Here is a 12,882-nt window from a genome sequence, read left to right as displayed (position 1 = left end):
CATCGTGTGCGGTCGCCGACGCACCTGAGGCGCGTCTCACACGCTGCGGATCCAGTCGAGGCAGCGCTGGGCGAGCGTCTCGTGGCCGTCTTCGAGCTGCATGTAGTGGCACCGGCCGGGCACTTCGATGAAGGTCGCGAACGGGCCGTACCGGTCTGCCATCGTTTTCGCGGTGGATGGAGGAACGACCTTGTCTTCCGACCCTGACAGGAACAGGAGGGGTGTGTTGACGCGGTTGAAATCAATCCAGGTGGTCTGGTTGACGTCATACATCCAGAAAAACAGCTCGAACAGCACCTGGCCGGACTCCGTGCTCAGGCGGTCGCAGATCTCGTGTTGCTGCCCGACCGGCATCGTGTTCAGACCGTAGGTTGCCAGAAGATCGAAGTCCTGCCCCGGGACTTCGTTCCAGAATGGACCGGCACCCATGAACATCTTGCCGAGCGCGCGTTCCATTTCGGTGGTCGGCACGGTGCCGCTGATTATGCTGCTGTTGATCAACACACCCGCCGCGATCAGTCCGCGTGCGGCAAGAAGCTGTGCGATCAAGCCGCCGAGCGAGTGGCCGATGACCACGGGCCTCGTATCCAGCGTAGCGAGGAAGCCGGCAATGTCCGCAACATAATCGGCAATGCTCGCGCCCCGCAGCGCTTCGGTGCGCTCCTCTCCGTCCGGCAGATCGTGATGGCGATAGGTTGGCGAATGGCAGGTATAGCCCTTTTCCTCGAAGAAGCGTCGGAAGGGCTCCATCGTCCAGGGAGATGCATTTGTGCCGTGAAGAAAGACGATTGTCGGCTCTGACATGAGATCCCGGTTCCCTTTGGCGGTGGTTGACGCTTCGAGCGGATCAGAAAAATACCCAAACTCGAAGCGTGGTGAACAGAGAGTTTATGCGACTTCTGAATTTCGGGGGTAAATTCGTTGAAAAATAACACGGAATCGGCTGTGCATGATTACCGGCGGGTAAATTTCAGACTTGTTTAAACTTTTGTTCTGTTTGCGTTAAACCTGTTTTTTTACGAGCCATTTAACTGCTCCTGCTGAAGTAGACCTCAAGAAACGCCGGGGAAAAATTCGCAAATACTTGCGTTTCGGGGAAGTCTGAACAGAGGACAAAAAGGGGAGCATCATGGCTCGTTTTGAAATGCATTCGGCGGATATGGCCGCCATGGGCGAAAAGCCCGTAACTGCCGACATTCTTTTCCAGATGGGTCTGGACAGCGCGTGCGGCCGCAATGGCGAAACCGATCTGGTCACCGCGCACAAGTGGTTCAACATCGCTGCCTTGAAAGGCAACAAGGACGCCGTTCAGTACCGCAAGGAAATCTCCGGTGAAATGAGCCCGTCTCAGATTGCCGAAGCGCAGCGCTCCGCGCGTGAATGGCTGTCAATGCATTGATCACGCGGAAGGCTGCCGGCCAAACGGCACCTGAACCTGATATATTTTTCTGACGCGGCAGAAAGTGTTTCTGCCGCGTTTTGTTTTGGGCGTTGCTCGAGAGGCGGTTCGGGTCTCAATGGACTGGCGCAAGACCGTGTTCGTCCCAGAGCGAACGGTCTATCGGATCTCCCAGTGCGAATTCGAATTCGATGACCGCGTTGCCGCTGGCCGAGAGACGGCACCTGTAGGCGATGCCGTACCACGTTCTGTTGCTTCTGACCGCCGCAGCGGAGGCAACGATTTCAGTGTCCCGTTGAACGGAATTCCGGAACGCGTGCGGAGCCAGCCGTGTCGGCCGGAATTGCGGATCTGCATGCCTGAGCTGCTCCATGGCCTCCAGCGCACAAAGCTGTTCGATCCTGTCACCGCTTACCAGTGTGGCCAGCGCCAGACGTGCCTGCGTCGACCGCGGATCGCTGAGTACGTCCGCGGCGTAGAACGACGTCGCCCGTTGCCAGTCCGTTCTTGACCTGGCGACAGCGCTCCCTGGAAGCGGCACTTCTGCATCAGGTCGCGACGCAGGATCAGCTGCCGCATCTGGCTTGGTGTCCGGTTGAGGCAAAGGCGCGGGCACGACGGGGCGCAGGAAGTCCCGGAAGGGCAGAATTTCGACGGCGAGCGGGACGGAAACAGGTGTGCCGTGGTGTGTCCTGAAATCGGATCCCGCCAGGACGGCAAAAAGCAGAACGTGAACCCAGACGGCAACGAGCCAGGAAAACCGCTCCGCCACCAGACGATGTATGCCCTGCTGTTCGACAACGCTCATTGCGCGGTGCGCCTCATCCCGGCTTCAACTCAGGATGGCATAACGATCCGATGAAAATGACCAAAATCGGGAATAGCGCAATCCGCGAAAGCCGCGGCGGTCGATTTCCACATTTGTGTCTTTCAGAGCGGACAATCGTGTCTTGCAGCTCAAAGCACCAGAGCACGTGAGCAGTCGGTGACCGCGTCCCGCAGCCACCGGTGGGCCGGGTCGTTGGTCGACCTTTCGTGCCAGACCATGAAGACGTTGAGCGTTTCAGCCTCGAAGGGGAGTGGTGCCATGTCCAGGCCGCGCAGCGAGGTCCGGTGCATGAACTCGATTTCGGTCGCAAGCATTTCCGTTCCGCGAACGAACGGCGTGATCCCGGAGAAATTCGAGACTGTCACGGTTGGCTTGGGGATGTAGGGCAGGTCGGGGGCTTTCAGGACATCGTTCGACCCGCCGCCCAGGACGAACTGAACCGTGACATGGTGAGCCGACAGGTAATCCTCGACGGATGCGGGCGGCTGCGTGCAGGCGCGATCGTAGAAGCACATCATTTCACCCGAGAAAAGCTTGTACTGGATCATGTCCGGTGCATCGGGCGGGAGCGGCGTCAGCAGCAGGTCGCAACGGGCATCTCGCAGGAGGGATACGCTCGGGACACCGGAGGGCTTGAACTCCAGCGTCAGGTTCACGCCGTCCCGAAGCGACTGCCGGACCAACTGCGGAAAAAGCAGGTCCCGCTGCATGTCATTGGCAGCGACCACGAAATGCATGTCTTCGGATCTGGGATCGAACGGGCGCTGCTCCGTCAGGGCTTTCAGGCCGTCCAGAACCTGAAGCACCGGAGCTTTCAGCGACAGCGCCGTTTCGGTGGGGGTCAGTCCTTGTCCGGATCTGACGAAGAGCGGATCTCCCAGGATCTGCCGAAGCTTTGCAAGCGTGTGACTGACGGCGGACTGGGTCACTTCCAGGCGTTCCGCCGCGCGCGAGACCGAAGATTCTTCAAGGATCACCAGGAAGGTACGCAGGATCTGGCCGTCCAGATTCAAAAAATCGATCTTGCTCATATCTATTATGAATAAGCATGAATGGTTTCGATGTCCATCTCTGCGTAGTGTCTCGTCGACATTCTGGGAGGAAACCATGAAATCGAAATCGCTGTTTGGCGCGGCCGCCTTTGTGCTCGCGTCGATGATGCCGCTCACGCTTTCCGCGGAAGAACTTTCCGTCGCGAATTTCGTGCCGCCACAGCATCACACCAACTCGGTCCTGTTCAAATGGTTCGGTGAAGAAGTCGAGAAACGCTCCGGCGGATCCCTGACGATCAAGGTCTACCCGGCTGGCCAGCTCGGGGCCGGGCCGGTTCAGCAATACAAGCGGGCCGTGGAGGGTGTCGCCGACATCACCTTCGGACTCCAGGCCTATACGCCCGCGATCTTCCCGAAGACGATGCTGATCATCCCGCCGGGCAAGGCAACCACGGCCCTGGAAGCGACCGAACGGCTTCTCTCGGTCTATGACGATCACCTGGCCGACGAATACGAAGACGTGAAGCTGCTCGGTGTGTTCACCGTTGCCGGCAATGCCTGGGCGGCAACCGGGGACTATTCCACGCTGGATTCCCTCAAGGGCACGAAAATGGTGCCCTATGCCGCCATGACGACGCCGCTCGTCGAGGCTCTCGGAGCCGTCCCGGTGCAAATGCCCGTCACGGAGATGTATACCGGCCTCAGCACCGGAACCATCGACAGCACGACGGCCACCTACAACAACATGACGCCACCCTGGAACTTCTGGGACGTGTCGAGCCACTTCATCGAGAACGTGCCGGTCCAGTTCGCCGTGTTCTTCGTTGCGATGAACAAGGAGCGGTATCTGGAGCTTTCCGACGAGCACCGGGCGATCATCGATGACCTTGCCGGTGAAACCTTCTCCATGATGGGCGCGCAGAGTTTCCACGGAGCGGATGAGCGCTCGCTCGAGGCCATGAAAAGCGCACCGCAGATGGAAAAGGTCAGTTGGGTCAAGGTGTCCGATGACGAGCGCGCCAGGATGGACGCGGCGGTCGCCGAGGGCATGAAAGCCATCTTCGCGGATTACGCCGAGCGCGGCATCGAAAATGCCGAAGACATCTACAACGCGATCAACAAGTGAGGGATCGGGCGGTCACTCACCGCCCGGTTTTCAAGGAGGATCACCGTGTCCGGTCATTTGTGGATCAAGGCGTTGGACAGGCTGCTGACATGGACCGCCTTTGGTGTGGGCGGCACCATGCTGGCCTTCATGACGCTGTTCGGCACCTGGAACGTGCTCGTCATGCGCAAGGTTCTTAATGCGCCGGTCAGGGGTGCCGAGGATCTCATGATCCTGTCCCTGGTGGTCCTTGTCGCCATTGCCATTCCGTTTGGCGGGCGATGCGGCGCGCATATCGAGATCGAGGTGATGGAAAGCCGTATGTCTCCGGGTTTCGCACGCTGGTCGATGTTCGCGCTGCGCCTCGTCGGCGGTGGCTTGATGCTCCTCATGGCCTACGAACTTGTCGAGGCCGGCAAAAAGGCGACCAAGTTCGGCGAGACGACCCAGCAGCTGCTGATCTCCTATGAACCCTTCTATTTCCTGCTCGCGCTTTGCGTTGCCGTTTATGCCCTCGTTCTGGCGAGCGACGCCGTGCAACTGATACTGCGCGGCAGGATCAGCCAGCTCAGCCTGGGAGAGATGTCGTGATCAGCATGACCGCCCTCGGGGTACTCGGCCTTCTGTGTCTCTTCCTGCTTCTGGCGCTGCGGTTTCCGGTCGCGCTGGCCATGATCCTGATCGGCGTTGTCGGGACGATCGTTGCGACCGCCAATCGCTTTCTGCTGCTCGGCATGAGTTCGGAGCAGGCATGGGCGCGTGGCCTGAAAACCGCGATGTCGAACCTCTCCGGCGAAACTTTCGAAGCCGCCTCCAACTACAATCTTCTGGTCATTCCGATGTTCGTCCTGATGGGCAATCTCGCCGGCGTGTCGGGCATGTCCGCGGATCTGTTCACGGCAGCCTATCGCTGGATGGGCCACATGAAGGGCGGGCTTGCCTCTGCCACGATCGCGGCCTGTGCCGGCTTCGCCGCCCTGTCGGGCTCCTCTCTTGCCGCCGCCATCACCATGGGCCGGGTCGCGCTGCCGGAAATGAAAAAGTTCAAGTATGCGGACAGCCTCGCGACGGGATCCGTTGCCGCTGGCGGTACGCTCGGATTTCTGATCCCGCCCTCCGGCGGCATGATCATCTACGCCGTGCTGACCGAACAGAGCATCGGGCGCCTGTTCATGGCCGGGGTCATTCCGGGCATCCTGATGACGCTCCTGTTCATGGCCGCGATCTATCTGACCGTCCTGCGCCGGCCGGATGCCGGGCCGCCCGGGCCGCGCGCAAGCTGGCCTGAGCGTAGGTCGGCAACGCTCGCCGCGCTGCCTTTCGTTGCCGTTGTCGGGCTGACGATCGGCGGCATGTATACCGGTTTCTTCACGCCTGTCGAAGCCTCGTCCGTCGGCGCGTTCCTGACGCTTCTGGTCGCCCTCTGGCGCCGGTCGCTGGCCTTCAGGGCGCTGCGCGAGGTGATCCTTCAGACCGTGAAGGCATCGGCGACGGTCTTTCTGATCATCATCGGCGCATTCATCTTCATTCCGTTCATGTCGATCACCGAGTTGCCCGGACAACTCGTCAGCCTGATGACCTCTCTGCCGATCGGCGACTATGGCATCCTGCTGATCATCATCCTGATCTACATGTTCCTGGGCATGTTCCTGGAGGGGATCGCCATGCTGGTCCTGACCATCCCGGTGGTGCTTCCGATCATCGCGGCGCTCGATTTCGGCTTCGACCCGTCCATGGCGGACATGAAGATGATCTGGTTCGGGATCGTCGTCGTGATCGTGCTCGAAATGGGCATGATCTCGCCGCCGGTCGGCCTCAACGTCTTTGTCGTGAAATCCATCGCGCCGGGCGTGCCCATGGGGCAGATCTTCCGGGGCATCTGGCCGTTCTGGTTCGCCATGGCTTTCATGCTGCTGCTGCTCACGCTGTTTCCGCAAATCGCAATTTTCCTGCCACAGACGATGGTGGGCTGACCTTGGGAGAGTTTTCATGAACAACGGCAAGACATTCATCGTGACGGGCGCGGCATCCGGCATCGGGGCCGAAACCTGCCGTCTGCTCAAGGAACAGGGGGCGACCGTCATCGGTGTCGACCGCAACGAGACCGGCAACGCGGATCAATTCTTCAGGGCGGACCTCGGCGATCCCGCGTCCATCGACGCCCTTGTGGCGCAACTGCCCGAAGGCGCGGACGGCCTTGCCAACATTGCCGGTGTGCCGCCGACGATGGCGGCAGAAACGGTCCTGAAGGTCAACCTCTATGGCCTGCAGCGGCTGACATTCGGTCTGGTTCCGAAACTGGCGGACGGCGCTTCGATCGCAAATCTGGCGTCCCTGGCTGGTTTCGGCTGGCCCAATGCTGTCGATCAGGTCAAGCGCACCATGGACCTGTCGCTCGAGGATGACGTGGCATCCTTTTGCGAGAAGGAAGGGCTCAACGCGGCCGAAGGCGGGCGATCTTACTTTCTCTCCAAGGAGGCGCTGATCGTCTGGACGCTCCAGAACCGCTGGACCTGGCGGGAGCGCGACATCACCATGAACTGCATCAGTCCCGGGCCTGTCGATACGCCCATTCTCGGCGATTTCCTGCAGACCCTGGGCAAGCGGGCCGAGGAGGACCGCAAACACATGGACCGGCCGGGAACCCCGCAGGATGTGGCGCCGGTCGTCGCCTTTGCCCTGAGCGAGCATGCGAAATGGTTCCGGGGAGCAAACCTTACGGTCGACGGCGGCATGTCCGGCCACATCCTGAGCAATATTCACCAGCTTTGAGGCGGCATGAGATGCAATCGCAGACCGGCACCAACAAGTTACACCACGCCAGGGGGCTTTACCTTGAAGGCATCCGCGACGGCAGGATTTGGGAAGCGCTGAACGCGCATACCGGCGACCGGTATACCCAGCACTCGACGGGCGTCGGCGACGGACAGCAGGGCTTTGCCGACTTCTTCGGACCGTTCCTGGAGCGCAACCCGGAGCGCCAGATAGAGGTGGTCCGCGCCATCGAGGACGGCCCATACGTTTTCCTGCATGTCTTTCAAAGCCTCAATGGCGGCGAGTGCAGGTGGGTCACCGGCGATCTCTTCGACACGGATGAAAACGACAGGGTGATCGAGCACTGGGATGTCATCCAGGCCTTCGAGCCAGCCACGAAGTCAGGCCGCTCGATGACGGATGGTGCCACGGAGATCGAGGATCTCGACAAGACCGATGCCAACAAGGCGCTGGTGCGGGAATTCTGCGAAACATGCCTTGTCGGCGGGGCGTTCGAGCGCGCGCCGGAGTTCATTTCGGGTACCTACCAGCAGCACAATCCGCATGCCGATGACGGCCTGGCGGGATTTGCAGCCTATGCGGGCGAACTGGCCGATCGCGGCGAGGCGATGCGCTACTGGAAGGTGCACAAGCTGATCGGCCAGGGCAATTTTGTCGTCACCCTCAGCCATGTGCAGATGGGCCGGAGCCATTATTGCGTCTTCGACATCTTCCGGCTGAAGGATGGACGGATCGACGAACACTGGGATGTCACTGAAAAGATCCTTCCCCCCGAGGAATGGAACAACCAGGGCAAGTTCTGAGGACACGAGCATGACCAACATGGATCAAGCGATCACCACGGACATCTTCATCAACGGGGAGGGGCGTCCGGCGACCGGCAATGCGGTTTACGACCTCTACAATCCGGCAAGGCCATCGGAACTCGTCGGCCATGCGGCGGCGGCGAGCCGGGAGGACATGAACGCAGCCGTGGAGGCGGCTCACGCGGCGTTTCCGGCGTGGGCGGCGCTCGGGTTTCAGGAGCGGGCACGCAAGCTGCGCGAGATTGCAGCCGCTCTGGTGGCTGACGAGGAAGACGTCAAGTACCGCTCCCGGCTCTTTACCCGGGAGCACGGCAAGATCGCGCGCGAGACGCTCCTGGAAATGAGCCGGTTGGGCGACCGTTTCCTGCAGGCCGCTGCTTACGGCGAGCGCATGGCGGTTGACGAGGAACTCGGGCCGGCAGAGGTCGGTCCGAGGTTCGACACGATCATCACCCGTCAGCCGCGCGGGGTCACCGCCCTGATCGTTCCCTGGAACTGGCCTTTGTCCATTCTCGGCGCGAAACTGCCGCAGGCGCTCGTTACCGGCAACACCGTTGTGGTGAAGCCTTCAGAGGACAGCGCCATGGCGCCGGTGCTGACCCTTCAGATCATCGCCCGGCTGCTTCCGCCGGGCGTCGTCAACATCGTGACGGGCGATGCAAAGCAGATCGGCGATACGCTGACGGGTCATCCCCTGGTGCGAATGGTCAATTTCACCGGCTCGGTCGGTGTCGGCCGTCACGTGATGAAGGTGGCGGCGGAGAACATCACGCCCGTGACCCTGGAGCTCGGCGGCAACGACGCGGCGCTGATCCTTCGGGACGCCGAGCTGAATGACGAAGCCTTCAACAAGATGTATTGGGGCGCCTTCGGTTCCTCCGGCCAGATCTGCATGGCGCTCAAGCGCATGTATGTGCATGAAAGCCGCTATGACGAAGTCATCGACGGTTTCACCGCAGCCTGCGAGCGGGCTGTCGTCGGCGACGGGCTTTTGCCCGAAACCACCATGGGCCCGGTGAACAATCCGCGGCAGCTGAAAGTCGTCCGCGATATGATCGCCGAGGCGAAGGCGCAAGGCGCGGATCTGAAGGAGTGCGGTCAGGTGCCCGATGAGGACCTATATCGGGGTGGCGGTTACTTCCAGAAACCGGCCCTTGTCTATGATGCCGATCCGTCCTTGAAGATGGTGCGCGAGGAGCAGTTCGGACCATGCCTGCCGATCATGAAATTCCGCACCGAGGAAGAGGCCGTTGAAAAGGCCAATGACAGCGATTTCGGCCTGTGTTCCTCGGTCTGGACAACCGATGCCGAACGCGCGGTGCGCATCGCGCGCCGCCTGGAGGCAGGCTACACCTACCTGAACGGCCACGGGCCGATGGCGCAGGACGGCCGGGGTCCATTCGGCGGTTTCAAGCAATCCGGCATTGGCCGCAACCTTGGATATGATGGCGTTCTGGCATTCGCCGAACCGCATTCCATATCCGCGCCGGCAGGGTTCCTGCTCGGTTCGAAACAATAGATCCGGCGACCTTTTACCGGTCGCGACAATCAGAATTCCGGGAGACGAAAGCAATGGCGAAGCTGGGCGAAAACATCATCGGGGAAAGCAGCCTTGCGCCGTTTTTCAAGGTGTCGAATGCCGATGAGGTCGGCATAAGCGCACCTGAGAACCGCAAGGGTGACGCTCTACGGACCTGGGTCCGGTCCCTGTCCGGCTTTCAGAAGGAAGCTCTGGTCAGGTCGGCGAGGACCGGAGACACCTGGCGGCTGGTGTCCGACGAGGGGCCTTACCTCAACGGACATGACGCGGCGCCCTGTCCGCTCGCCTTCCTGACGACCGGCATGATTGCCAGCTACATGAACGAGATCCTCGCCCTGGCCGACATTCAGGATATCAGGATCCGCAAGCTGAGGCTGATCCAGGACAACTATTACACGATGAAAGGCTCAATGCCCAAGCGCACCATGGTGGGCGGCGCCGAACCGGTCGAACTGACCGTGGAGATCGATTGCGATCTGGACGACGGGGCGCTCAATTCGTTCCTTATGAATGCCGTCCACGCATCGCCGTTGAACGGCCTGATGCGCGGCAAGCTGGAAAGCCTCTTCAAGCTCGGCAAGAACGGAACCGAACTGCCGACCGCAAAGGTTGCCGAACTGGAAGGAAGTCTCTTCCCCGATCCGGGAAACCACTTCGCAAAAGCGCGGGACCAGGCGTCTGATCTGACGCTCGTCGAGCCGGTCGGAATGACGCCGAAAAAGGAGGTTGCGCTTGGAACGGCAGCCGCCGCCTCCAGTCTTGCCGATGAACAGGACCGACGGCTGAACCCGGGCGCGATCGCTGAGCTCAGGCCGGATGGCATCAAGGACATCCAGCAAATGCTCTATTCGCCTCACGGCACAAGTTTCCGCTTCCTGAGTTCCGAAGACGGCCGGGCACCGGATGCCGACACATTGATCAGCGCGGGTATCGGTTTCTGTTTCATGACCCAGTTCGGGCGGTTCGTCTCCATGCTCAAGCTGAACCTGCCTGACTATCGCATCGTGCAGGACACCCACTTTTCACTCGGTGGGGCCTCAGGCGGAACCGGCAAGGCCGGCACGGCCGATCCGATCGAGACCCACGTCTATCTCGAGACGTCCGAGAGCGATGAAACGGCCCAGGAGATGCTCGACATTTCAGAACAGACCTGTTTCCTCCACGCCTTCTGCCGCACCGACCTGAAGACCAGGCTGAAGGTCGTGCGGATTTGACGGGAAGAGCCCTTGGGCGGAAGATCCGCAACGAAACAGGTTTGGGAGGATCGACATGCGCGTGGCGTTGACAGGCGGCTCATCGGGGATCGGGGCTGAAGTCGCCCGGAAACTGACGGAACTCGGGCATGAGGTCACGGCATTCGATATCTCCGAACCGCAGGTTCCCGTCTCACGCTGGATCGAGACGGATCTGAGCGATCCGGCCTCGATCCGCTTTGCCATCGAGGCAGCAGCCGGCCGTTTCGATGCGCTCCTCAACAATGCCGGCCTGCCGCCGCGCGACGGGCTGGAAGAACTTGTTCTCAAGGTGAACTGGTTCGGTTTGCGCAGCTTCATGGCCGGCATGCTAGACAAGCTTGAACCCGGCAGCGCCATCGTCAACACGGCATCGCGCGCCGGCGCGATGTGGCGGGAGAACCTTGACGAGGTCAGGGCCCTGATGGCGCTCGAACCGGACGGGCTTGCCGATTTCATTCAGCAGCGCGGCATCGATGCGACGAGGGCCTACAATCTCTCCAAGGAAGCGGTTATCGTCATGACGATGGCGGAAACGGAAAGCATGGTCGCCCGGGACTTGCGTATGAATTCCGTCAGCCCCGCTGCCGTCAGTACCGGGATCCTGAAGGATTTCGCCGCTGCCTTCGGCGACCGGATGGCGAGAAACGTGGCGCGTGCGGGCCGTCCGGGCCTGCCGGAAGAAGTCGCCGACGTGATCATCTTCCTCGCCTCTCCCGAAAGCGGCTGGATCAAAGGTCAGGACATCACGATTGACGGTGGCATGAGCGCCATGTCGGTGAGCGACAAGCTGGAGCTTTGAACGAGCGGAACGTGTTTCAACCTTCGACTACAGATCCATTGTTTGCGGTCGTCCGTGGCTTGGGTGTCGCCCTTGCAAGCGCTAATATCAAATTGGTGCGGTGGTGGCAGGGAAGCGCGCGATGAACTCCATAAAAGCATACTTCACGTCTATTGAGGAAATTGCGCTCAAATACTCAGATCCGAAAAGAAAATATTTTTATATCGTCATTGTGCCGGCATTTTCAGTAATGATTATAGTAGCGATAACTATCCCAAAGCCGCTCGGTTGGTACATATACAATACTTTGCACACCTTTCTTTTTTTGGGATTACTGTCGTGCGTTTTGATCAGGGCAAAATGCTCGGCATATAAGGTACTGGAAAAGCTGAGGGCGCTGAAAACAAGGCGATCTTCGAAGTAAAACACTGTCATAGCAAGAAAAGTTACAACGACAGAATATCAGGCGCCCGGATGCGTTCCCGGTCAAGCACGTCCGCAACGCGTTTGGCCGCCTTTTGAAGATCGTCCAGGCAGCCGAAGGCCAGCACCTCGTCGATGCGCATGTCATCGACCATCCAAAGGATACTGATGGACCCGTGCACGCCCGACTTCGAGATGATCGGGACCGCCATGGCGCCGAGTTCCGGGCCAGGGTCGAACGGGGCCTGCCAGTAGGCGGCCTCCCTGAGGCCGAAGCCGCGTGCGCGCGTCTCGGCGATCTCGGTTGCCAGGAAACCGCTCTCGATCAGGCGCAGTTCTTCCTTGCTGGCGATCTTGCGGAGGCTTTCAAGATGTTTCTGCGCAACGGGTTCCGGCGAGAAGGCAAGAATGGCGCGTCCGTGCGCGGACAGCACCATGGAGGGCCGGATGCCGAGGGCCGTGCGGGTCGGCGCCATGGGGCCGCGCAGACGCGTGCTTTCGATGATCTCGATGCGCCCCGGACCGGTCACTGCATTGAGGTCGGAGGGCAATCCGGTCTGCCGTCCCTTGAGATCGAGGAGAATGGGCGCGGCCAGTTCCGCAAGCGGATGGGCGCGGGCTTTTTCCCCCAGCACCTTTCCAATCGAATGGGAGAGTTCGTACTGGCCCTCGACAATGTTTCGGCGGACCCAGCCCCTGTGCTGAAGACTGGCCAGAAGCCGCAGCAGCGTCGCGTTGGAATAGCCTGTCGCGCGGCGCAGATCGGCGAGGGACGAGCGTGTGTGACGCGACAGAAATTCGATGATTTCGAGCCCGCGCTCAAGGGATCTGACCCGTTCGTTTTGAGGGTTTTCCGTCATCGTTCAATCGGTCCGCCTAGCGGACTGAAGATTAGACAGGCCGGAAAAGAAGGGCAATACTTCTTTCACAAACGGGCCTTGCCCGAGGGAGGAAACCGGCTTTGAAGGCCGGCAAAAAAGTGGAGAAATCCGCGCTTGAA

13 protein-coding genes are annotated in these 12,882 nt (G+C 60.4%); 9 read left to right on the top strand and 4 right to left on the bottom strand.

Annotated elements, in window-relative coordinates:
- Window positions 1–36: 36 nt before the first annotated feature.
- The gene (locus ACO08A_RS00560) at window positions 37–804 is read right to left on the bottom strand and encodes an alpha/beta hydrolase (protein ID WP_422039346.1); all 768 of its coding nucleotides are present in this window, start codon (window positions 802–804) and stop codon (window positions 37–39) included.
- A 325-nt stretch (window positions 805–1,129) separates the two neighbouring features.
- Here ACO08A_RS00560 and ACO08A_RS00555 point away from each other — a divergent pair, with 325 nt between their 5' ends.
- Window positions 1,130–1,399 (top strand): hypothetical protein, encoded by a 270-nt coding sequence (locus ACO08A_RS00555; RefSeq protein ID WP_306143150.1) that lies wholly within the window; start codon window positions 1,130–1,132, stop codon window positions 1,397–1,399.
- A 115-nt stretch (window positions 1,400–1,514) separates the two neighbouring features.
- Here ACO08A_RS00555 and ACO08A_RS00550 read toward each other — a convergent pair whose 3' ends face one another.
- Together ACO08A_RS00550 and ACO08A_RS00545 are read right to left on the bottom strand one after the other, a co-directional pair.
- A complete protein-coding gene (locus tag ACO08A_RS00550) occupies window positions 1,515–2,207 on the bottom strand; it encodes a DUF930 domain-containing protein (RefSeq protein ID WP_422039345.1) in 693 nt (230 codons plus the stop codon).
- A gap of 149 nt (window positions 2,208–2,356) precedes the next feature.
- On the bottom strand, window positions 2,357–3,259 hold the full coding sequence (locus tag ACO08A_RS00545; protein WP_422039344.1) for a LysR family transcriptional regulator: 903 nt from the start codon (window positions 3,257–3,259) through the stop codon (window positions 2,357–2,359).
- 76 nt (window positions 3,260–3,335) lie between these two features.
- Here ACO08A_RS00545 and ACO08A_RS00540 point away from each other — a divergent pair, with 76 nt between their 5' ends.
- From ACO08A_RS00540 to ACO08A_RS00505, 8 genes are read left to right on the top strand one after another with little or no spacing between them, the layout of a single operon-like run.
- Window positions 3,336–4,346 carry a TRAP transporter substrate-binding protein gene (locus ACO08A_RS00540; protein ID WP_422039343.1) on the top strand — a complete coding sequence of 337 codons (1,011 nt, stop codon included), beginning with the start codon at window positions 3,336–3,338 and terminating at the stop codon, window positions 4,344–4,346.
- A 45-nt stretch (window positions 4,347–4,391) separates the two neighbouring features.
- Window positions 4,392–4,916 (top strand): TRAP transporter small permease, encoded by a 525-nt coding sequence (locus tag ACO08A_RS00535; RefSeq protein WP_422039342.1) that lies wholly within the window; start codon window positions 4,392–4,394, stop codon window positions 4,914–4,916.
- Between the two features lie 5 nt (window positions 4,917–4,921).
- Entirely contained in the window at window positions 4,922–6,298 is a 1,377-nt protein-coding gene (locus ACO08A_RS00530) for a TRAP transporter large permease (protein WP_422041836.1), read from the top strand.
- Between the two features lie 16 nt (window positions 6,299–6,314).
- Window positions 6,315–7,097, top strand: a complete 783-nt coding sequence (locus ACO08A_RS00525) for a coniferyl-alcohol dehydrogenase (protein ID WP_422039341.1) — start codon at window positions 6,315–6,317, stop codon at window positions 7,095–7,097.
- A gap of 11 nt (window positions 7,098–7,108) precedes the next feature.
- Window positions 7,109–7,903 carry a nuclear transport factor 2 family protein gene (locus ACO08A_RS00520; RefSeq protein WP_422039340.1) on the top strand — a complete coding sequence of 265 codons (795 nt, stop codon included), beginning with the start codon at window positions 7,109–7,111 and terminating at the stop codon, window positions 7,901–7,903.
- Between the two features lie 10 nt (window positions 7,904–7,913).
- The gene (locus ACO08A_RS00515) at window positions 7,914–9,425 is read left to right on the top strand and encodes an aldehyde dehydrogenase family protein (RefSeq protein ID WP_422039339.1); all 1,512 of its coding nucleotides are present in this window, start codon (window positions 7,914–7,916) and stop codon (window positions 9,423–9,425) included.
- A 53-nt stretch (window positions 9,426–9,478) separates the two neighbouring features.
- Window positions 9,479–10,660, top strand: coding sequence for an OsmC family protein (locus tag ACO08A_RS00510; protein WP_422039338.1), 1,182 nt, complete (start codon window positions 9,479–9,481; stop codon window positions 10,658–10,660).
- Window positions 10,661–10,715: 55 nt separating this feature from the next.
- Complete coding sequence (locus tag ACO08A_RS00505; protein WP_422039337.1) at window positions 10,716–11,480, top strand: SDR family oxidoreductase; 765 nt, start codon at window positions 10,716–10,718, stop codon at window positions 11,478–11,480.
- Between the two features lie 425 nt (window positions 11,481–11,905).
- Here ACO08A_RS00505 and ACO08A_RS00500 read toward each other — a convergent pair whose 3' ends face one another.
- Window positions 11,906–12,742, bottom strand: coding sequence for a helix-turn-helix domain-containing protein (locus ACO08A_RS00500; RefSeq protein WP_422039336.1), 837 nt, complete (start codon window positions 12,740–12,742; stop codon window positions 11,906–11,908).
- Window positions 12,743–12,882: the final 140 nt, after the last annotated feature.

Source organism: Roseibium sp., from assembly GCF_965232425.1.
Taxonomy (GTDB): Bacteria; Pseudomonadota; Alphaproteobacteria; order Rhizobiales; family Stappiaceae; genus Roseibium.
This window is presented reverse-complemented; position numbering and strand designations above follow the sequence as displayed.